This is a genomic window from Sporolactobacillus sp. PKPK-6, assembly GCF_056678885.1.
Genome location: NZ_JBWXPA010000001.1, coordinates 314215 through 336583 on the forward strand (window position 1 = coordinate 314215; position 22369 = coordinate 336583).

Sequence of the window (22369 nt, forward strand, 5' to 3'; positions counted from 1 at the left end):
TCATTTCATTTGATGATTGATCGCTTTCATCATCTGATTAATCTTCTTCTGCGACGGTTGCTGACCCATTTGAGCCATCATGACACGCAACATGTTTTCATTAATCGGCGGATTCTTTTTTAGGTAATTCATCATATATCTACGGGCGATTAAAAAGCCGAGGATCAATCCGGCTGCTAGGCAAATCACGCCCACGAGTATGTATAACCAGAGCATGCGTCTGCTTCCTCCTTGTGTCAAATGTCCATAGTTCAGTTTACACTATCACGCGAATTCAGGTCAACCTTATACCCATGAAACATAGCCTTTTCCGCACAGTTTCGGCTGGAAGACAAAAAAAAAAGAAAGCGTGTTCTTATGAATTAAGAAATGCTTTCTTCTGAAGGAGGATGAAAAATGGCCATTAATGATAAATAATCATTAATGGAATAGAACTTTGCAATCACAAACTAAAAAGCAAAAAGGAAAAGACAATTGTAGCAGTACATTGTCAAATCATTCCCTTTGTTATATAACAGTATATCACAAAACACTTTTTTTGCCAATTCTGCGGCTAAGATTTTTAACGATTCTTTAATTGATTATCTGTTATCGGGATAATCAACTTTTGATTCGGAACAATATGATTTCGAACTAGACCATTATTGTCTTTAACCCAGGTAACAAATGCATGTTTCGTGAGCTTAGGATTATTAGCATGGTATGTTGTAGCAATTGACCACAACGAGTCACCGGATTTCACTGTAATTTTGACATAATTATTCTGATCGGCAGCAACCGTATTTGTTAAAGTAAAGAAAAGAATGACTGTCATAATACAAAATAATACAATAAATGAAATTCCCTTTGTTTTATTATGTGCATGAGTATTCATCTTGTTTTACCTCCGCTAGGAATATTTGTTCTCAAGAACGCTTGTTCGTTTGTTTTCTTCATTTTAATACGAACGTACATTTGTGTCAATGCTTATTTTAGAACAAATGTTTGCATCTGAATTTCCCAGATGATATACTATTGACAAGATAAGGAAAAGGAGAAGTATCATGAAACTCTCAACTCGGCAGCAATCTATACTCGATTTTATTAAGCATGAAGTTGCGATTAAAGGATATCCGCCATCGGTTCGCGAAATATGTGACGCTGTGGGGTTAGCATCCAGCTCAACGGTACACGGTCATCTTGAAAGGCTTGAGAAAAAAGGGTTTATTAGGCGTGATCCTACAAAACCTAGAGCAATTGAAGTGCTCGATCATGATGGAGACATCTATACAGAAAAGACAGTAAGTGTTCCTGTAATCGGTAAAGTAACGGCAGGACTTCCTATTAGTGCTGTTGAAAATATTGAAGAATATTTCCCTGTTCCAAGTTCAATGGTCGAGGATGAAGATGCATTTATTCTCAATGTCTCCGGTGAAAGTATGGTTAATGCCGGCATTCTTGATGGTGACAAAGTCATCGTCCGTCAGCAGCGGACTGCAGAGAACGGTGAAATTGTCGTTGCTATGACCGATGAGGACGAAGCTACGGTTAAACGTTTTTTTAAAGAAAACAATCATATAAGGCTCCAACCGGAAAATCCTTCAATGGATCCCATCTTGCTTGATAATTGTGTCATTCTTGGTAAAGTAATTGGTGTTTTCCGTTCGATTAAGTGATCTCAACTGCCAAGTGTATGAATGATTCTGAAGCCTTAGGGTACGAAAGAACATCTGTTCCTTCGTGCCCTTTTTCAATTGATTATTGAAGTATTCACAATTAGAAATGGCGAATTCGTATACATGACCCACTGAGTCGGTTAAAATGAAGAAAAGCACAAGGAGGGATAAATCTATGAACGATTTCCTGAAGAAAAGTTTTCTCATAGGGCTCGGCGCGACCATCACCAGCAAAGATAAGGCAGAAAAATTTCTGAATGACCTGTCAAAAAGCGGCGGTGCAGCAGCAGATGAAGCAAAATCGCTTCTAGAATCTTTCAATGAAAAAGGGAAAGAAAACACGGACAAGTGGCGCGCAGAGTTTCACAAAGACATTGTTGATGCAATTAAGGATCTCGGCTTTGTATCACAGGAAGAGTACGGGAGTCTTAAAGAAAAAGTGACGCTTTTAGAAGCTGAACTCACAGAATTAAGGCAAAAAGTATCTAAGAGAGAAAGCAGCGAAGACTAACCTGCACACTAGGTGAATGCTATGATTGGAAAACATATACGCCATATTAAAAGATATCAAGAAATTGTTTCCGTTCTCGTAAAATATGGCTTTGGCTATATTGTTAAAGATGTCGGTCTATTTCATTTACTTTCATTACCGAAGCAGATTGCATCAGACTTCTCTGGAAACGGGAATGATCAGAAGTCTCTTGGACAGCGTATCCGTTTAATGCTTGAAGAATTAGGACCAACCTTTATTAAGCTTGGCCAGCTGCTCAGCCTGAGAACTGACATTTTACCAGAGCAAATTGCAGAGGCAATGCGCGGACTCCAGGATCGTGTCACTCCGATCGATGCCCAATCCGTCAAACAGATCATTCAACAAGAATTCGGTAAACCAGTTGCTGAAGTTTTTGCTCAATTTGATGAACAATGTATTGCCGCTGCCTCCATTGCTCAAGCACATCATGCAAAGTTAAAATCCGGCGAAGAAGTTGCTGTTAAGATACGGCGTCCGGATATTGAATACGTGGTGGAGAACGATATTGAAATTCTATGGGATCTTGCTTCTCTCGTTGAGAAACGCTATGAATGGGCTAGGACATATCAAATTATCGATTTGGTTGAAGAATTTTCACTGGCAATCCGCAGCGAACTTGATTACGCGATGGAGGCGCGAACAACTGAAAAACTGTTTGATTTTTTCAAGAATGATGTGAATGTGATCATTCCCAAAATCTATCGAGATTATTCGACAGCTAAAGTGCTTACCCTTGACTATGTTCATGGGTATAAATATGAAGAATTGATTAAGAGTCCGCCAAAAGATGTGTCCAACAAAATTATCTGTGAACGGCTTGTCCGGTCATTTCTTGATCAAGCCTTAATCTGTGGCATCTTTCATGGCGATCCGCATCCTGGCAACCTTTTTTTCTTCCCCGATAATAAAATCGGGTATATTGATTTTGGACAAGTTGGACATTTAAACGAATCGATGAAGCGCGACTTCGGCAATTTAATTATCGGTCTGATGAAAGGAAATACCGAACTGCTTTTCCGCACTATTTCCACGATGACCGTCATGCCGGATGACTTGAATGAGCGTCAGTTGAAAGACGATTTGGAAACTCTGCGCGAGAAATATTATCGTCTGCCATTTAAAGAAGTTCACATCGGCAAAGTCATTTCTGATGTTTTCGCTGTTACCAAAAAGCATCATATCGGTATACCCAAAAATTACACGCTCCTTGGCAAGGCCCTAATCACTCTGGAAGGCTTGATCACCACTCTGGATCACGACACGAACATTCTCGAGCTTGCGGAACCTTATGGGCATCGTCTGTTAATAAGAAGACTTGATCCTACTGAACTTTCAAAAAAGTTATTGATGAATGGTTACGATGTTGTTGAAAACAGTATGCGTCTGCCTTCCCTTTTACGAAAAACCTTAACGCATTTATATAAAGGCAAAACACGTGTCGAAATGAAACTGCCGCAACTGGAAGTTCTGCTGGCCAAACTGGATCGCGCCGCAAACCGGATTTCGTTCAGTATTATGCTGCTCTCACTCAGTATCATTTTGGCAAGCATTATTCTTGGCGAAACGTTCGGGTCGCGTTCATTAATCACAAATGTGCCCATTATCGGCATTGCAGTAACCATTGTGCTTTTCATGTTTATGATCGTTCTTTTGTCAATTTTTCGTTCCGGCCGTTTCTAAGTGCTTCTGTTCCATAAATTGATCATTTGAGCGTTCTTCTAGAGTATCTGCCGGTACAAAAAATAAATAGTAGAAAGCGGATAATATGGTCACGGCACCGACAATCAAAAATAGAGATTCAACAGACAAATAAACCGGAAAAGATAATGTGATCAATCCAAGTGTCAGTGATTGAGAAAGCATTAAAATCGGCGTACTCCAGCTTTCCACTCTCCCCATCATTTTTGGATTCACCAGATGCGGCATCCATCCGCCGATCGCAACATTGACTAAAGGAATCAACAGGGTTGCAAGAAAGATCATAATTAAAAACATATATACAGTCGGCACGTATCCTGCGCCAATCATAAACACACCGTTGACAAGCAATCCGGCAATGATCATCGAACGAAAGCGGCATTTTCCTGCACACAAGGCGGCAATGAGGCTTCCAATTAAAATACCTAATCCTGCAATTACTCCGGTCCACACGGAAAATAACTCGTAAGAATCGGGAACAAGCTTATATTTCAAAATAAAAATGAGCATAACGCTGCATCCGCCATTAATGATACCGAAAATTGCAAAACTGGCAACGAGCGAAGTCAGCAGTTTATCTTTAATGATATAATGCATACCCTGATTAAAATCGGAAATAATTGAGCGGAATTTTGTTTTCTGCCAATCGTGGACACCATTAGGCAAACGAACGTCGCTTTTAATATAAGGGTGACGAATCAATAGTGCTGACAGAACAAAAGATAGCGCATCAATAACAATCGCTCCCTGCAGACCAAGATTCCAATAGACAAGTGCTCCAAGCCCATTTCCGAAAATCATAAAAACACTGCTCACCATTTGATTGAGACCTGCAGCAACTGCGTAATCCCCTTTTCTTAAGATCCCTTGTAGAATTGCTTGTTCAGCAGGAGCAAAAAATTTTGCGACAGCAGCGCGCAAAAAGATAATTGGGAAAATTAAACTAAATTGGCCGAGCATCACCACGGCAAACAAAACAATCGACAAAAGAGCACTGAGCCAATCACAATTTGATGCGATTTTTTGCCGATCCATTCGATCCGCGGCAACACCGACAAGCCAAAAAACAAGAAGTGACGGAAGTGAAAACATCAACTCATTCAATGAGGCTAGATAAGGCTGATGACTGAATCGATCAAGGAAGAAGAAAACGAGAGCTGTCATGCCTATGACACTCCCAAGCTGTGATGTAACAGATGCAGCAAACAACATTGAATAAGTCTTGTTTTTAAAAATAGCCAACACAGATTTCATTAGATTCCACTCATTTCCAAGTCATTTATTAACTCCATGAACAAATGATAAAATAAATGATTAGAAAAAGATTCAATCTGATGTTGGGTTTCCGTTCAGACCTCCGTCGGATTTTACCTCAGCCTTGATGGATAGATGAAACAAACGTGAACCGATTGACGGGTCAAACTTCGCTGCCAATCGATTCAATTGATTTTGAGCTATAATTACACTTTTTAAATCATTCTGCTTGTCTCCAAGCATACGGCTGCATTCCTCATAAATAAGTTTGATTTTTTGATTATCAATCCCTTTTCCAGCAAGAAAAAGTGTACCCGATCTACCGTATTGCGGCACAACAGTGACCCAATCAGCATCTTTTTGATTGGAAATCATTCGGCAAACGCTCTTCTCTGTGAGGTCTGCGACAACAAGCAGTACATCCTGCCATTCAGACGAAATACTTTTTACTCCGTGCTCAAGTCGAGAAAGCATTGCTTGATTAATGACATAGGGTTGCGAATTAAATGGCATATCGTTCTTTACCCTATTTAAAAGGGCCGCACTTCCTGTGCAAGCGATAAATTGCCTTTTTGAAATTCGAAGGAAACTCGGTTTATTTCCTAAACACCGCTTTATTTTTCCCTTCTCAATGACTTCCACCAAAGTACCATCACTTACAGCAGATATCCATTGATCAGTAGCAATAATTGAAACAAAACTCATAATTACCCCTCTTCTCGCTTCCTTTTATTATAGGGTCTTTAAAAAATTTTAAAAAGTGGGTTCAACTAAAATTGTTTCAATGGATATGAGCAGATAAATTTGCATTTTTCGCCAAAAGTCATAAAATGTACCCATAAGGTTCAGTTTGTTGTCACATTTATATAAATAGAACTCTTGAAAAATGATGTAAATCATGGTTCAAGAAAACAGCTTGATTCTGAGGAGGAACCCATTATGGGAAAAGTAAAAGCTAGTGAGGCAGTAGTAAAGCTTTTAGAAAACTGGGGTATCGATCATATTTATGGAATCCCAGGCGATTCAATCGATTCGATGGTTGAAGCGTTGCGTAAAGAGGAAAGCAAAATCAAATTTTATACCGTGCGTCACGAAGAAGTTGCGTCATTGGCAGCTGCAGCATATTCTAAGCTCACCGGAAAAATCGGTGTTTCACTTGCTATCGGCGGCCCTGGAGCCATTCACCTGCTGAATGGCATGTATGACGCAAAAATGGATCATGTGCCGATGCTGGTTCTGGTCGGACATATCCCTGCACGTTTAACCGGTACCGATTATTTTCAAGAAGTTGATACGGTTGAATTATTCAAAGATGTCGCTGTATATAACAAGAAGATTACCAGTGCGGAAAGCTTCCCGGCAGTTGTCAACCAAGCTATTCGTACGGCTTACCAGGAACGCGGCGTGGCTGTATTGTCAATCCCGGACGATATTGCAATGGGTGAAATTTCGGATAACGCTCCGCAGCTCTCTACTGTATTTGAAAAGAAGATACCCGGACTCGTTCAGAACGATTTGAATGATGCCGTAGCATTAATCAACAGCGCAAACAATCCCGTTATTTTAGCAGGAGTTGGTGCAAAAAGTGCAAAGAAAGAATTAAAGGCCTTTGCTGAACGCATTTCCGCTCCAGTTGCCGTGACACTGCCGGGTAAAGGTGCCCTTTCCGATAGTCATCCGAACTTTATTGGAAATATCGGCAAAATTGGTACTAAACCAGCATATGAAGCGATGAAGAGTTCCGATCTGCTGATTATGATCGGAACGGATTATCCATATGCAGCTTATCTGCCGGAAGGCGCGAAATGTGTTCAAATTGATATTGATCCAATTAAGATCGGCAAACGTTATTCTGTAAATGTTGGTGTTGTTGGCGATGCGGCTGAAGCCCTTGCCTATTTAAATGAGCATGTTACTCCTGTTGATGATCGTCCGTTCTTGAAAACCTGCCAAAGCAAGATGGCCACATGGTGGAAGTGGATGGATGAGGATCAAGAGAAGAAACAAACACCGATTGCTCCTGAAGCACTTATGTCAGCGATTGAATCGATTTCAGAGGATGACACCATCTATTCTGTGGATGTCGGTACGTCAACTGTTTGGTCAACACGTTATCTCAAAGTCTCAGAAAAGCAGGATTTCATTGTGTCAGCATGGCTGGGAACAATGGGTTGCGGTCTTCCCGGCGCAATTGCTGCTAAACAAGCATTCCCTGATCGTCAAGCGATTGCGATCAGCGGAGACGGTGCATTCGCTATGGTTATGCAGGACTTTGCCACTGCTGTTCACTACAAACTGCCAATTATCGTTATTGTTCTTAACAACAAGCAACTGGCATTCATTAAATATGAACAACAATCTGCCGGTCAGCTAAAATATGCTGTTGACTTTGGAGATATTGACTACGCTAAATTTGCTGAGGCATGCGGCGGAAAAGGTTTCCGTGTTGAGAAGTACGACGACCTCAAGCCTGCGCTCGAACAAGCAAAAGCTTCAAATGTTCCGGTCATTTTAGATGTAGCCGTCGATGTTGATGCTGCTCCGCTTCCAGGAAAAATTGTTATGGACGAAGCAAAAGGCTATGCTCGTTTCACTGCTAAGTCGATTGCTGAAAATCATAAATTAGAAAAAATGCCTCCAATGAAAACTGTTGTACGGAGATTCTTATAATCATTTGAGAGCAAAAAACGTTTGTTTGGGAATTAGCCCAAACAAACGTTTTTTATATTAAATCAGTATTTAATGATTTTCTCAGATAAACGTGAAAAAAGATCTGCCACTTATAAACGGCAGATCCTTTATTGTGCAAACATTTATTTTTTTACAACGGCATGTCCGCCGAATTCATTGCGCAAAGCAGCAACTACTTTTCCCGAAAACGTATCGCTCTCAAGTGAACGATAACGCATGAGCAGCGAAAGCGCGATGACCGGAGTTGGCACTTGCATATCCAGTGCAGTCTCCAACGTCCATTTTCCCTCACCTGAAGATGCCATGACACCGCTCAATTTTTCTAGATTCCCGTCTTTCGAAAAGGCATCCTCGAGAAGTTCAACCAGCCAGCTGCGAATGACAGAACCATGGTTCCATACTTTTGCGACAGCTTGATTATCATAGTCAAAGTCGCTCTTTTGCAGAACTTCGAAACCCTCTGCTAATGATTGCATCATACCGTATTCGACGCCATTGTGCACCATTTTCAAGAAGTGGCCACTGCCTGCCTTACCCGTATAAAGATATCCGTCCTCGACCGAAAGTGATTTGAATAGTGGCTCCAAATAACTAAAAGTCTGTTTATCTCCGCCGACCATGACACATGCGCCATGACGCGCACCGCTCATGCCACCAGAGGTACCGACATCCATAAATGACACACCTTTTTCCTTGCACAGCTCATAACGTCGAACAGAATCGGTATATCGAGAGTTTCCTCCATCAAGAATTATATCTCCCTTATCAAGCTGCGGCAGCAGACTTAAAAGGGTCTGCTCGGTAGGAACTCCAGCTGGAACCATCATCCAAAACACACGTGGTTTCTCAAGTGCGCCAACAAGCGCATCAAGCGAAGTAAATCCATCAATGCCTTTCGATTCCTGCGCTTTCGTTACCGCTTCTTTTGACAGGTCAAAAGCCTTCACTTCAAAACCATGCTCAGACATATTCATGGCAAGATTATAACCCATCTTTCCTAAACCAATTAAACCGATTTGCAATTCAATCACCTAATTTATCAATTATTTAAGTCGCTCCAATCTTAGTTTAACCCATACAAGCGGCTTATCCAAATCAATTTTTTTATGAAACAAATTTATTTTCTAAGTACAGGCAAAATATTTCACATCCAAAAAGCAATCTGCTACGATTTTCTTGTTACATTCCAAAGGAGGGTTTTCGATGAAAACATACCCGCTTTCACTCTGGACTTTGGTGATTGGCGCATTTGCAATCGGAATGACTGAATTTGTAATCATGGGCTTACTTCCCAATGTTGCACAAGACCTCCATGTCTCCACCGCAGCTGCCGGTCAGCTGATTACCGGATATGCAGTCAGTGTTGCTATAGGCGGCCCAATTATTGTCATCGCAACCTATAAGATGGCAAGAAAAAATGTGCTTATGCTCCTCATGGCCATTTTCAGTATTGGGAACTTCTTTGCCTCTATCTCAATTAACTACGAATTATTAATGCTCAGTCGTGTCGTCACCGCAATCGCGCATGGCTCCTTTTTTGGACTTGGTGCCATCATGGCTGCAAGCCTTGTTCCCAAAAATAAACAAGCCTCTGCAATGGCGCTCATGTTTTCTGGATTAACTGTTGCTAATATAGTAGGTGTTCCCTTCGGCACATTGATCGGGCAACGCTTAGGTTGGAGAAGCAGTTTCCTTGTAATCGGCATTATCGGCTTAATCGCTGTCATAGGATTATTTGCTCTTGTTCCCAACAAAGAAAGCAGCAAAAAATCATCGTTACTAAGCGAATTAACTGTTTTGAAAAGCGGAAAACTGTGGGTCACCTTGTTAATCTCGTTGTTTAGCTTCGGCAGTGTTTTTGCATTTTTTACGTATATCACACCTGTTCTGCAACATATGACAAGCTTCGGTGATCATGCTGTCGACTTCACTTTGGTGGTTTTCGGTATCGGAGTCACAATTGGTAACTTAGTTGGTGGAAAACTGGCGGATTGGCGTCTCAATGAATCCTTGATTGGATTGCTCATTTCTCTTGAACTGTTGTTTGTCATTTTGTTCTTCGTTCAATCAAACGCGGTTTTAATGGTAGCTGCCGTCTTATTGTTTGGAATTCTCGCATTCGCCCAATCACCTATTCTTCAATACAGGAGCCTTGTGCTGTCACAAGATGCACCATTAATGTCCAGCACATTGAATCAGTCAGCAATGAATATTGGAAACGCTGCAGGAGCATTTTTTGGAGGGTTATCCGTTCAATTTCTACCGCTTAGATACTTAGCATTAACCGCTCCCCTGCTTTCATTTGTCGGTCTTGTTCTGCTTCTCCTACAGCTTTATTTTTTCCATACAAAAGTAGTCAGAAGTTCCGTTTCCAGCTAATGCCTGTTTAACATGTTTTTCGTTTTGATCAAGCCATTTTATCAGAAAAATGATTACGCCGACCTTTAAGATGCCCATAGATGGATCATTACACGGGGTCAGGATGAAGATGCATCGGATTTGGTTCCGGCTTGCGATATACATCTGCAAAAAAGATAAGCATGGCTAATGCTAAACTCAATAAGAAGAAATACATTGCAACACTCAGATATGGTTTGTATACTTTTTTATAGACACGGAATTGAAGATCCTTGTTCATGACCAAATGTGCATCTTGAAATAAAACCCCTTCCAAGTACAAATCTCTCTGTTCGAATAAGCCTTTTCCATGGATTGATAAGTCCAGAAAGGCATCCTTTTGTCCCGTAATTTTAGAGATTGTCAATTGATAGTCCATTTTCCCTGGAAGCGTATGATCGAGAACTAGTTCCGACAACCTGTCCTTCTCCATATCATCCGCTGAAATAATCTTTTTTGTTCTTTGTTTTTTTCCGAATAACGGATGAATGGTCAACTGATAATTTGCTTTGCCGATAGACCCTGCTTTTCCTAAAGCAATATGATCAAAATCACGATCCGCATAAAACGTTTGTCGTACTACATTTTGTTCAGAAACATGTGCATAGACACCTCCCTTTCTCTGACTTTGGTTAACTGAGTAGCGATACTGCACATCTGAATCCTGAGTAATCGGCTTCAAATGAATCGCAGCGAGGCAGATCAAGACAATAAAGAAAAGATGAGCTCCTCGCTGTGTATTTATCCAAGGAAGCTTTAGGGATGCATGGTTTCGCACTTTTTGCATAAATCTCGTCAGCTCTTTCAGCCCATAGCAACATCCGATCAGCATCGGAAACAGAAAAAGTAAAGCGTATCTTGGCTCGGCTTCCCAAATAAAGATGTAAAAGAGATAGTTTCCAAAAAGCATGATTTGGATCAATAAACTTTCGTCTACTTTTTTAAGTCTGAAAAAACGCATAACTGAACAAAAAAGCAGCATAAAATGGAAACAATGAAATATTTGAACAATGAACAAGACAAGTTGCTTCTGGCCACCGAAAAAATAATCATAGATAAGAGAATGATTCGAAGTATTGCCCATATACCAGTAGTAGCCCATGGAACCGTCCGCGTAAACGCGAAATGCTTTCAATAGCCACAAATAAGACAATTCACTTACTGATCTTGTTGTTAATCTTTTCTTAATTTCGCGCAAATTTATTTCTTTTTTTTGCGCCTGCGTAGGCTGCCCAAGAGTTTTCTTGAAATCGCGTATATTATAACGTCCCTGTTCTGACAGTCCCAGCATGACCCAGTGTGTGGTCGGCATCTTGTATTGCGGCATTGCTTTAATGTGAGCTTTTTCGGCCAAGTTGCCAGTCGCCAGCTGCATCAATATTAATAAAATGATTACACTCGTTCCGATTATACACGCCGTTTTCAATTTTGATCTGAGAATCAAATACAAAATAATTGCTGGAAGAAATAAAATCAGATTTTGACGAAGAACGCAACCGACTGCTAAAAGAAAGCAAAAAAGGATTGCATCAATTGGTCTTCTTCTCTGTTCATATCGGAGCCAAACGTAGAGAAGTAGCGGAGGCATCATAATCATCAATGTATCCGAGTAAAAGTAAAGTGTGTAAAAGAAAATTGGCGCACATGACAAAACAAGAAGCAGAAAGATCGCACTCATCCTTCGTCCAAGGAGCAGAGAAACGACCTTCCAAGAATAGAAAATGCCAATATTGAGTATTGCCAAACACACCGCATGATCAACGATGAACAACTCTTTGTTTGAATGAATGGGCAAAAGATAGTAGATGATGTATCGAAAAAGCATAATGGGAATGTTATTAGGATAAATTTGAAAATAAATGCTGTCTTCACTGAGAGAACCGTTATTTTGGAGCAAATCAAAAGCTTTCATAAAGACATGGCCCCCATCAATTTCCGGGGGTTGAATGTCTGCAAAGGCAACAAAAACAAAGCACTCAAAAAGTCCAATAAAACTAAACAGCAAAATAATGATTTTTTTTACATTCCGTTCTGAACAGGATGTTAGAAAATGATTAAATGAAAGAAAAAAAAGAAAAATAATCGCAACGTAAAAAAGCAGCATAAAGGATAAGTCAAATGATGAAAAAGCAATTTTTCCGTAATAACTACGTGAATTCATAAATATGGGACCAAGCACGCTCATAAGGAAAAAAAGTCCTGCAAAAAGTGCAAAACCAATGCAAAATAGTCGTATCAATCTATGTTTTAGGAACAGCAATCCGATTCACATCCGGGTAATAATTCCATTTTTCTCATTCAGTATTTGTTAAACTGCTCACATTTATTACAATATGAGCAAAATAATATTCACTTTCCACCTGCATCATTTCAGTAAGAATCTTGTTACGTCAGGTTACTTTTACCTTTTTATAGGTAAAAGAAAAACCGGGCAAAAAGCGCCTGGTCCTTACTTCTGCAGGACGCGGTGGCTTTCGCGTTACATACAGGACGTACTTTCACAGGATGTGATGACTTTCGCGGTTGCATACAGGACGTATGCGTATTTAGCGACAGCTCCTTTGATACTTGAGAGAGTTCCTTTTTTAGCATGGGTTTGTGTCTTTGTAGTGCTGAATCATCGCTCCGGTTGCTCGCATCAACTGAGCACGACCACGGACAGTCTGAGAGTCTCCTCAGACAAGCAGAAATCTGCCTGGTATCGCGCATCTACTTTGATTCTCGGCCAAGACACTGGTTTATTCGTTTAAATACGGGCAAAATCATATACTTGACACACAAAAAAACGGTCGATACATAATCGACCGTTCTTCAATACATCTATTTATAACACTTTTATTTTTGGGTTACAGGCTTTTTCCATAATCCCAGAATCAATCCTGAAATGACTGCGCCGACAATTATTGAAATCAAGAACAAGATTGCGTGATTGCCGAGCAGGACAACGAAAATTCCGCCATGCGGTGCAGGGATATTAATGTTCCAAAACTGAGTCAAACCTCCGGCAATTGCAGCCCCGATAACACTTGACCCAATCACACGCAGTGGATCAGATGCTGCAAATGGAATCGCACCTTCAGTAATAAAGGAAAGACCAAGAATATAGTTAGTAATACCTGCTTTTCGTTCATCTTCAGTAAATTTATGCTTAAAGATAGATGTTGCCAAGGCAATTGCGAGCGGCGGTACCATTCCGCCTGCCATAACGGCTGCCATCATAAGTCCATTTGTATTACCGCTGCTCGTGAAGACACCAATAGCAAATGTATATGCGGCTTTGTTAACAGGGCCGCCCATGTCAACAGCCATCATACCGCCGAGTACTATACCAAGCACAACAGCATTTCCAGTGCCTAAGTGATCAAGAGCGCCAATCAATCCCGTGTTCACCCATTTGAAAATCGGATCAAGAATATAATACATTAATCCGCCAGTAATCAATAGACCAAATACAGGATAGAGAAGAATCGGTTTCAAACCGTCTAACGTACGCGGAAGACCGCTGAATGCTTTCTTCAATAAGATGATTACCCAACCTGCAAGAAATCCGGCTGCCAGACCTCCAAGGAAACCGGCGTTCGAAGAGGCTGCAAGAAAACCGCCGACCATACCTGGCATCAACGCAGGACGATCACCTATGCTCATTGCAATATAACCAGCCAGAATAGCAATTAGGAAGTGAAACGCACCGGTGTCACCTCCTGCGATCGCACTCAACATTTGGAAAATGGTATTGTCTTTACCAAGTCTTTCAAATAAGAACGATATAGCAAGCAAAATACCGCCACCGACAACAAAAGGAAGCATGTGTGAAATACCATTCATCAAGTCTTTGTAAATTCTGCTCCAAATCGATGCATTTGCCTCCGGAGCATCGTTTTCAGAGGCTCCGCCTTCAGCGTGATAAACCGGTGCCTGTCCCTTGAGTGCTTTATTAATTAACTCTTCCGGCTTGCGAATTCCGTCACTGACCGGTGTCTGAAGTACCTTTTTTCCATCAAAACGTGCCATTTCAATTTTCTTATCCGCCGCAACAATAACACCGGAAGCGCGCTTGATTTCATCTTTTGTCAGCACATGTTTTGCACCTTCAGAACCATTCGTTTCAACGCGTATTGCTACGCCCATTTCTTTTGCTTTCTTTTTCAATGCATCTTCTGCCATATACGTATGTGCAATTCCCGTTGGGCAGGCTGTAACGGCAACAACAAATTTCTCTTCAGTTGATGGAGACGGAGTTTGCGTTGATTTTGCAGCTTCTTCTTTCGCTTCTTCAGCATCATGCTCAGCTTGTTTGTCATTAAAAAGTTGTGCGACTTCACCGGTCGTTTTCGCTTTTTTTACCTGCTCAACAAAATCATGATCAATTAATAAGCGCGATAACGCAGCAAGCGTCTGAAGATGCACATCTGCTGCGCCTTCTGGTGCGGCGATCATGAAGAACAAATCGGAAGGCTGTCCATCCAGTGCTTGATAATCAATGCCTTGTTTACTTCGACCGAAGACAACCGTTGCTTCATTAACTGCCTTTGTTTTTGCATGGGGCATGGCAATTCCGTCACCAATCCCAGTGCTTGATTGTGCTTCCCTTTTTAATATCATTTCTTTAAATAATTTCGGATCGTTAATTCTTCCGTTTCGTTCCAAACTAGCAATCAGTTCATCAATTGCGCCTTCTTTAGTCGTGGCTTGCATATCCAGAACCATGGCGCGTTCAATCATTAGATCTGTAATTTTCATTGTTGTGCAACTCCTTTTTCAGTTTCTGTAGAGCAACAAGATTTTTCTGAAATACCGTCTTTAACGGAACAATTCCATATAATAAATTTCATGAAAATTGGTCGTTTGGCAAGCACTTTCATTGTAGGATCAATCTTCGACTCTCTTTTCCATTAAGAGTCAGCTGAACGGTCTGCAATATAAACTACGGTTTTCTCTGTCATTAAGGATTGGCATCTTTCCGGTATTTGATCCGTAATAATGGCTGCCTTATCCAAATCAAACATCTTGCAAAAAGATATTTCAGAGAACTTACTGCTGTCTGAAACGACATAAGAACTGGATGCAAGCTGATGTGCACATCGCTTCAATGCTGCTTCTTCCGGATCAGGGGTTGTATAGCCCATCGACGAATCAATTCCGTTAACGCCAATAAATGCGGTATCAAAACGAAATAGATTAATATTCTGCATTGCAATGCTGCCAACGACTGCCTTTGTATTCGGTTTCATTAGACCGCCTAGCAAATAACACAATATTCTTTTGCGAACAAGTAATTCAGCATGAGCAGGACCGTTAGTGACAACGGTTACATTTGCTGCCCTAATAAAAGGAATGATTTCAAGTGTCGTGGTCCCTGCGTCAAGATAAATACAATCGTTATCCTTTATTTTCTGAGCAGCCAGCTTAGCGATCGACTTCTTCTGCTGAACATTCTTAAGCGTCTTAGTTTCCATGTCAGGCTCTTCATTGAGCTTTCGCAATAAAGACGCACCACCATGAATACGACGAAGCAAGTGACGGTTTTCCAATTCCTGTAAGTCTCTGCGGATCGTTGATTCGGAGGCAGCCAACATTTGAACCAGTTCCTGCATTTTAACAACAGAAGTGTCTGTTAAAATTTTCAGGATCAATTGTTGCCTTTCTTCAGCCAACATACTCATTCCTCCACAAAAAATATTCTACCACACTTTCAGCCAAAATCAATCAATTTGCTTCAAAAAAGTTCAGCGCTTACAATTTATCGCGATTACTAATGATTAAAGTTGAACGATTCTGATTAGTACGCTCTGCTGCCGATAAGAATTTCAAACTCAACCGTAATTATTGCGGAGGATTTTTCAAACCACTGTTTCTGTATTGCTTCAGAAGCATTCCACGCGAGCGGCGTCATCTTCATCAAGTCTCTGATTCCATCCTGATCCAATTGAACTGTATAACTTATCTTTTGCACGGATGCGTTTGGATAATGCTGTTGAAATAAACTGAATGTGTCCGCATTAGAATAGTGTGATTTTTCTGCGCCAAGTAATGAACGTCGGAGTTCCTTAAGATAATCACTACCCGGAATGACTTTTATTATTGATCCACCAGGCTTGAGCATTCGATCAAAGGTGTGGTAATTGGATGGTGAAAGTATGTTTAAAACAACATCAAATAAGTGCTCGTTAAAAGGTGAATGGGCCAGATCAGCTACAAACCAATTTTGATCCGGATAATTCTTAGCAGCTGATTGAATGCCCTCTTTTGCCAGATCAATACCATACCCCTGTATGTTATTTGACGAGGCGATTGCAAGAAGCTGACAGATCTTGGCAAGATGTGAACCCTCTCCGCAGCCGAGATCAAGAATACGAACAGACTCATTCTTTAGATTTTTTATTTGTTCAGCAAGAGCCGCAATCAGTGGGTCAAAGAATCGGTGATCAACAATGACTCTTCTGCGTGCCTCAAAAAGTACTTTTTCATAATGCGTATGGACCGGTTTCGTTACCAGGTTTACATAGCCTTGCTTGGCGATGTCAAACGTATGTCCTTGCTTGCACATCAAACTTTTTTGAGCAACACTATCCATATCAGCACCGCAGACAGGACATCGGAACATATCTCTATTTAAATGCAATTGTTCGGCGCAATGTATTCGTTTATTCATGATTTAACTCGACCTTCATTCCTTAACACGTATTGCATCATTATACCACAGTACATAACTCCTCAATGCTTCATAATATCATTGAGGATAGATATCGATATTGAGGATAGATATGATCTTTCAAATAATGTATATCAATGGAGATATTAAGCCTTAAAACGTATAATAAATTTATTCCTATATGAAAGGTACGATTAATATGAATGATGCTGCTACTCCATCAATTCCTCGACCGCTCGTGAGAACGAATCAATGGGTCATTGTACTAAGCGTTGTCGTATCGATGATTACACACCAGTACTGGCTGCTTTTGATTCCTTTACTCTCAGGACTCTCAGGGCTCTTCTTTCACTACAACCCTGTAATGGCATTAGCAAAACCATTCTTGAGAAAACTGCTTAGTACCTATATTCCGGAAGATAAACAACAGCAAAAATTCAATCAGACAATCGCAGTGTCCTGTCTTTTCATTGCATTCATTAGCTTTCTTCTGCATTGGACCATTGTCTCCATCATCTTTTCAATAATCGTTGGTCTTGCAGCTTTTATCGCTATCCTCGGTTTTTGCGTGGGATGCTACATTCACTTTCAATGGTCGCAATATCGCCAAAAGCGCCTGCAAGCACAGAATCAATCGAAACAACTCTGAGATTATCCATCTTCATCGAGGCTTGTACTGCATAGGTGTTGTCACCAGTCGAAACCTGGGTGAATACACTAAGGCGAAAAGGAGCGATGAATATGTCGGATATTTATGATGCACCCGAGCAGCAGCTCTTTGTCCCGCAGATGATGGAGGAACGAGCTGCGCAGCAACCGGAAAGCAATAACCAAGCCATCCACGATATGTGCACTAAATTAATGAACTTCCACGTTATTGCACAAATGGCTGATGGGTCAAAAATGGATGGTATTATCGAAGAAGTGAACGAACAAGGCGTTGTCATGCTCGTTCCCGAAAATGTGAATGAAAATGAGCGTTTTTATCAAGGGCCAGGCGGTCCAAGACCAAGATTCAGACGATTTAACCGTTTTCTGTTTCCTTTTATTTTCTTTGCGCCACCATTTTTCTATCCGTACCCTTACTATTATTAAAATAAAATCTACAGTCATCCAAATGAAAAAGACGCCTCTTCAACATGTTGTATCACACATTACAGAGAGGCGTTTTTATTGTACAATAAGAAATTCAAACTTCGCTTTCACCAGTGGCTTTTCGAAGCCTAGTTTTCTAACACAAATAAGAAAAAATATTAATTAGAGGAATTAGTGTAAGTGCAACTATTGCTTCACTTTTACCAGAGACTTTGCGAAGCTAAGTTTTCTAATATTACTTATTAAGCTGTTTCGGCAAGGTTACCGAGCATAATTGCGATGGCCCCGCCTGTTTCAATCCACGTTCCTGCCGTTACCGTTGGATCGAACAGTGTATAATCATCCTCTTCATCCAATAACCTCTTTCTTCCCTGTGCCTGCATAAAATTACCTAAACAAAGCATTGCGATTCCAACGAATGAGTACATTTTCTTCCAAACAGTCCGATCAGTAAAAAGAATCATGTTTGCCAGTACTTCTTTCAAATTCGACGACATGGCTTGCACAAGCAATTTTCGGTCGTCGTCTTCATCATTAATGAATTGAATAGCAAAAGAGCCATAACCAATGATCGTCAGAGCAACGCTTAATTGCGCTAATGGATCCTCGGATATGAATTCCGCAAAAAGAGCGCCGGCGCCAACCTGGATTAAACTGCCTAGAAAAACCAATTGATCTTGTGTTTCACGATCCAAATTTTTTATTGGCGTCTGTCCGATGGAATTCATCACTTTTCCAATTGCTATGGATGTAAACGCTATGTTTTTGGACAGTTCTTCTCTATTCATCATTGTTCCCACCCGTCACACGAACCTCAATACTTTATCCTATTCAATAACGGGATAAATGATTGAACTATAGTCAAAAGGGAAAGACTCAGCTGCCCAGTTTTTTCCTGATTATCATAAGCGGATTTGCAATCATTGGCGAGATAAAGCACGCGGCGAGCGCTTCAGCAATTCCATTAGTTGCTACAACAACGAGCAGAGCAGGCAGCAGTCTGCTCACATCGATTTGCAGATAATTTGCATAGGGTACTCGATAAAAAATATAGATAAGGCCAAGAACAAGCACTGTATTGGTAATGGATCCAAATAAAGCAGCTATGGACATACAAACAATGCGCGGGAGCTTCGTTCTTTTCAATAAAATAAAAAGATATCCGGCAACAAAGCCGACAAGAATTCGCGGTATCACTGAAATTAAAGGATTAGTGAATACAATCGGTGCAATTGGACTACTTGGAAAAGTGAATGCACGTATAAAAGTAGTCATTCCCCATACCCCGCCAATGATCGCTCCTTCAATCGGCCCCAGAACAATGGCGACAACAATGACGGTTAAATGAATAATGGTTAAACTTAAAGCACCAATCGGAATATAACCAAGAAAAGGCACAAAATTTTGCAAAAGGATAATTGCCGTAAATACACTTAGGAGAACTAAGCGATATGTTTGATTTTGACCCCCGTTTTTCATAACTTGCTCCTTCTTCAACTTGATTGAGTATTTTTATTGATCTTGATCATTAGCCTACTATGAATTATAGTTGGTTTTTTCAATCTAGCAAGATAGGCTTAATGAAAGCATGACAAGAAAAATGATACAGGCAGCAGAGACAATCGTTTGTTTACATAATATTTTTCTGTTATTAACTGGTGTAATCAAAATAGAATAGTGTAACTAAAACTTGAAACATCAAAATTAGTCCTCAACCCTAGTCACATAAGGGTTTAATGCAAAAATAAAAGCATGAACACCGACAACTCGGTATAATTGAAGTGTCGAGTCCCAATTAATCGAGGAGTGTTCATGCCATGAAAATTATATCACGAAACGACCATCCATCTCTTGGAATTTTAGCTTCAGTACAATCATTTTTTGCTCGATTTCACTTGGCTCAAATTGCGCGAGCTTCAAATGTCACAAAGGCAAAGGGGGTTCCCTTTCACGTGCTGTTCTGCTATTTGCTCAGCACAATTTTTTCAAACAAGTCTACCTATCGTGATTATCTGAAACATCAGGATCAACTAAATTTCTCGGATAAGACCTTCCGTAACTTGCTTAACACGGGCAAGATTAACTGGCAAAAGTTCCTGATTCTGCTCTGTCGTCAGATCATTCAGTTCCTCAAACCCTTGACGGATCAGACACGTCGGAATGTGTTCATTGTCGATGATTCCATGTACGAGCGTACCCATGCGAAGCGAGTGGAACTGTCAGCGTTTCAGTTCGACCACGCCAAACATCGGCATGTGCGCGGTTTTCGTTTTCTCCAACTGGGTTGGAGTGACGGCAACACCTTTCTTCCGGTGACCTTTTCCCTGCTTTCTGGACGGAACCAGGTCTGTGGCATGAACTCGGTCGATGGCCGAACCTATTCTGGAAAGCGTAAGCTTCAGGCCCAGCGTAAAGCAACCGATGTGGTTCGTGAACTGCTTTCATCCGCAATGAGTCAGGGTGTTCATGCTTCGTACGTCTTGTTTGATTCGTGGTTCTCAAGTCCCAAGATGTTTCATCAACTGCGTGTGATGAAGCTTCATACCGTTGCCATGGTGAAACGATCGAAAAAAATTTATTATCGATTCAACGGTCAACTGATGGATGTCAAAGACATCTTCAAGACTCAGAAGAAACGTCGTGGCCGTTCACGCTATCTGCTCTCTGTCAGGGTTGAAGCAGTTGTTGAAGGGGAAAAGGCCTTCCCACTCAAATTGGTTTATGTCCGTAACCGCCAAAAACGGAATAAGTACCTCGTTTTGGCATCAACCGACACCCAGCTTTCCGAAAATGAAATCATCCAACTTTACGGAAAGCGCTGGTCAATTGAAGTGTACTTCAAGATGTGTAAACAGTATCTCCGCCTGGCGCGCTATCAAGGATTATCTTATGATGGCATCTTTGCGCATACGGCTTTAGTTGCCATAAGTTACTCACTTCTTGCCGTACAGCATCGTGAACAAGCCGATGATCGGACTCTTGGTGAACTCTTCTACCTGATGGTCGATGAGTTGGCTGATCTAAGTTTTACCGAAGCCATCCGGCAATTACTTAACCTGTTTCAAGAAGCATTTGAAGATGAGTATGTGCTCTCTGAGAGAGTCGTTGATCAGATTATCGAAAAGTTTCTTGGAAAGTTGCCTGTCAGCTGCCAAAAAGTGCTGGCGAAGGCGGCATCCTGACCTATTTTTTTCATCGAAACCGCAGTGCTGTCATGGGGTTGGAATACTTTTTCAACTTTCAAGTTTTAGTAGTGTAATAAAAAGGAGTTCCTCTATTTCATTGATGCACCTTATGGACCGGAAATTTAATGAAATAGGTGCTAAATTAAAAGACAATGAATCCCTATTATTTAAAGGAGTCATTGCCATTTTCTTTATTGAATTTATGCATATTAAATCGTTCACTGCTTCCCTTCTTTATCTTTCAGAATACCGATTAATTGCTTGATCTGCTTCGGCACAGGCAGACCCGTCCTGCCCGCGTTTTCTAAAATGGACAAGAGTTCGTTTGCTAAATAAAAATAGATGGTTGCATCCATGATAATATTTTTCGAACCAATAATTTGATCACATAGATGACTGACAGCCACAATAGCGAAAATCATCACTTTTTTGGCAATGCCTTTGAAACCAATTTTACTAGACAAAGCACTGACATAGGCGGCTGCGAGAAGTCCGGAAACATAATCAATGATCACAAAAGCGACCAATACTGCAATTAATGGTGTCCATTCACCGTATAAATAACCCGACACTGCACCAAAGATTGCTGCAATACTCCTATAGATAAATTCATATTTTGTCACAACTTCATCACCTCATAACTTCTTTATCTATAATTTATGTCCGAGTGTTCATTCATGTAAAGGCTTGCGATACAGCAAGAATAACCATTTTATTTCAAAATAATGAGCTCATATCCAATGGGGAGAGTAACAATGAAATGCTTGAACAAAGCAAAAAAAGAACCCCTGGTTAAGGGGTTCAAGTAACGATTGTTTTGGGAGTTATTGCTTAAATACTTACATAATGAATGTAACATAATGTGGAACAATCAACATCAAACTTTAGCGTGATTTGCATCTACGTCTAAGGTCTTAAAAATAAAAAAAGAATTTAAGGTGAACATGGCATGCATGCAAATCTTAAACTTAAAGGATGGGAAAGTTAATGAGGCAAGCATTGTACTGCCAGACGCAACTCGTTTTCTAAGTGCGCTGGAATAAATTAAGTATTTGGGGCAAGATTTGCTGGAGGCATAACCTGGATTCACCTCAAATCCGACCGATAAAACATTGAATTGTTTTACCACTATTATCTTATCTTGTTTTCATCCGCATGAACAACGTATTTATGATGCGCAACCCCGCATTCTTTATGCGGGATCACGCAT

Annotated in this window: 20 protein-coding genes; 8 read left to right on the top strand and 12 right to left on the bottom strand. The window is 40.7% G+C overall.

Translation table 11 applies throughout. The features are described 5' to 3' along the window. Together AC1MBV_RS01550 and yneA are read right to left on the bottom strand one after the other, a co-directional pair. Positions 1 to 216, bottom strand: coding sequence for a YneF family protein (locus AC1MBV_RS01550; protein WP_253060792.1), 216 nt, complete (start codon positions 214 to 216; stop codon positions 1 to 3). Positions 217 to 562: 346 nt separating this feature from the next. After that, complete coding sequence (yneA, locus tag AC1MBV_RS01555) at positions 563 to 874, bottom strand: cell division suppressor protein YneA (protein ID WP_255746454.1); 312 nt, start codon at positions 872 to 874, stop codon at positions 563 to 565. Positions 875 to 1043: 169 nt separating this feature from the next. On the opposite strand from yneA, the gene lexA reads away from it, so the two are divergent. From lexA to AC1MBV_RS01570, 3 genes are all read left to right on the top strand, one after another. After that, positions 1044 to 1655: a transcriptional repressor LexA gene (lexA, locus tag AC1MBV_RS01560; RefSeq protein ID WP_255746453.1), complete on the top strand. Its 612-nt coding sequence runs from the start codon at positions 1044 to 1046 to the stop codon at positions 1653 to 1655. A gap of 175 nt (positions 1656 to 1830) precedes the next feature. Next, entirely contained in the window at positions 1831 to 2166 is a 336-nt protein-coding gene (locus tag AC1MBV_RS01565; protein WP_255746452.1) for a phasin family protein, read from the top strand. Positions 2167 to 2187: 21 nt separating this feature from the next. Next, positions 2188 to 3867 (top strand): ABC1 kinase family protein, encoded by a 1680-nt coding sequence (locus AC1MBV_RS01570; protein WP_480947410.1) that lies wholly within the window; start codon positions 2188 to 2190, stop codon positions 3865 to 3867. Here AC1MBV_RS01570 and AC1MBV_RS01575 read toward each other — a convergent pair. Both AC1MBV_RS01575 and AC1MBV_RS01580 read right to left on the bottom strand, forming a co-directional pair. Continuing rightward, complete coding sequence (locus AC1MBV_RS01575; RefSeq protein ID WP_480947411.1) at positions 3841 to 5139, bottom strand: MFS transporter; 1299 nt, start codon at positions 5137 to 5139, stop codon at positions 3841 to 3843. The two genes, AC1MBV_RS01570 and AC1MBV_RS01575, sit on opposite strands and share 27 nt — an antisense overlap. 72 nt (positions 5140 to 5211) lie before the next feature. Then, the gene (locus AC1MBV_RS01580) at positions 5212 to 5844 is read right to left on the bottom strand and encodes a hypothetical protein (protein WP_480947412.1); all 633 of its coding nucleotides are present in this window, start codon (positions 5842 to 5844) and stop codon (positions 5212 to 5214) included. A 234-nt stretch (positions 5845 to 6078) separates the two neighbouring features. On the opposite strand from AC1MBV_RS01580, the gene AC1MBV_RS01585 reads away from it, so the two are divergent. Continuing rightward, positions 6079 to 7809, top strand: a complete 1731-nt coding sequence (locus AC1MBV_RS01585; protein ID WP_480947413.1) for a pyruvate oxidase — start codon at positions 6079 to 6081, stop codon at positions 7807 to 7809. A gap of 143 nt (positions 7810 to 7952) precedes the next feature. On the opposite strand, the gene gnd is transcribed toward AC1MBV_RS01585, so the two are convergent. Continuing rightward, complete coding sequence (gene gnd / locus AC1MBV_RS01590) at positions 7953 to 8852, bottom strand: phosphogluconate dehydrogenase (NAD(+)-dependent, decarboxylating) (protein WP_480948248.1); 900 nt, start codon at positions 8850 to 8852, stop codon at positions 7953 to 7955. Positions 8853 to 9033: 181 nt separating this feature from the next. On the opposite strand from gnd, the gene AC1MBV_RS01595 reads away from it, so the two are divergent. Beyond that, positions 9034 to 10209, top strand: a complete 1176-nt coding sequence (locus AC1MBV_RS01595) for an MFS transporter (RefSeq protein ID WP_480947414.1) — start codon at positions 9034 to 9036, stop codon at positions 10207 to 10209. A gap of 88 nt (positions 10210 to 10297) precedes the next feature. On the opposite strand, the gene AC1MBV_RS01600 is transcribed toward AC1MBV_RS01595, so the two are convergent. From AC1MBV_RS01600 to AC1MBV_RS01615, 4 genes are all read right to left on the bottom strand, one after another. After that, positions 10298 to 12139, bottom strand: coding sequence for a glycosyltransferase family 39 protein (locus tag AC1MBV_RS01600; RefSeq protein WP_480947415.1), 1842 nt, complete (start codon positions 12137 to 12139; stop codon positions 10298 to 10300). A gap of 923 nt (positions 12140 to 13062) precedes the next feature. Beyond that, complete coding sequence (locus AC1MBV_RS01605; protein WP_255746439.1) at positions 13063 to 14967, bottom strand: PTS fructose transporter subunit IIABC; 1905 nt, start codon at positions 14965 to 14967, stop codon at positions 13063 to 13065. A 152-nt stretch (positions 14968 to 15119) separates the two neighbouring features. Further along, positions 15120 to 15884, bottom strand: coding sequence for a DeoR/GlpR family DNA-binding transcription regulator (locus AC1MBV_RS01610; protein WP_255746437.1), 765 nt, complete (start codon positions 15882 to 15884; stop codon positions 15120 to 15122). Positions 15885 to 16006: 122 nt separating this feature from the next. Further along, positions 16007 to 16879 carry a putative RNA methyltransferase gene (locus AC1MBV_RS01615; RefSeq protein WP_480947416.1) on the bottom strand — a complete coding sequence of 291 codons (873 nt, stop codon included), beginning with the start codon at positions 16877 to 16879 and terminating at the stop codon, positions 16007 to 16009. 181 nt (positions 16880 to 17060) lie between these two features. Here AC1MBV_RS01615 and AC1MBV_RS01620 point away from each other — a divergent pair, with 181 nt between their 5' ends. Then, a complete protein-coding gene (locus tag AC1MBV_RS01620; protein ID WP_480947418.1) occupies positions 17061 to 17528 on the top strand; it encodes a DUF4395 domain-containing protein in 468 nt (155 codons plus the stop codon). A gap of 92 nt (positions 17529 to 17620) precedes the next feature. Continuing rightward, on the top strand, positions 17621 to 17974 hold the full coding sequence (locus AC1MBV_RS01625; RefSeq protein WP_255746432.1) for a hypothetical protein: 354 nt from the start codon (positions 17621 to 17623) through the stop codon (positions 17972 to 17974). Positions 17975 to 18216: 242 nt separating this feature from the next. Here the strand turns inward: AC1MBV_RS01625 and AC1MBV_RS01630 are convergent, their stop codons facing one another. Then, positions 18217 to 18762 carry a DUF6944 family repetitive protein gene (locus AC1MBV_RS01630; RefSeq protein WP_255746430.1) on the bottom strand — a complete coding sequence of 182 codons (546 nt, stop codon included), beginning with the start codon at positions 18760 to 18762 and terminating at the stop codon, positions 18217 to 18219. A gap of 88 nt (positions 18763 to 18850) precedes the next feature. Beyond that, on the bottom strand, positions 18851 to 19453 hold the full coding sequence (locus tag AC1MBV_RS01635) for an ECF transporter S component (RefSeq protein ID WP_255746429.1): 603 nt from the start codon (positions 19451 to 19453) through the stop codon (positions 18851 to 18853). Between the two features lie 338 nt (positions 19454 to 19791). Between AC1MBV_RS01635 and AC1MBV_RS01640 the strand changes: the two genes are divergently transcribed. Then, positions 19792 to 21156, top strand: a complete 1365-nt coding sequence (locus tag AC1MBV_RS01640; protein ID WP_480947419.1) for an IS4 family transposase — start codon at positions 19792 to 19794, stop codon at positions 21154 to 21156. 221 nt (positions 21157 to 21377) lie between these two features. On the opposite strand, the gene AC1MBV_RS01645 is transcribed toward AC1MBV_RS01640, so the two are convergent. After that, positions 21378 to 21782 carry a phage holin family protein gene (locus tag AC1MBV_RS01645; protein WP_480947420.1) on the bottom strand — a complete coding sequence of 135 codons (405 nt, stop codon included), beginning with the start codon at positions 21780 to 21782 and terminating at the stop codon, positions 21378 to 21380. Positions 21783 to 22369: the final 587 nt, after the last annotated feature.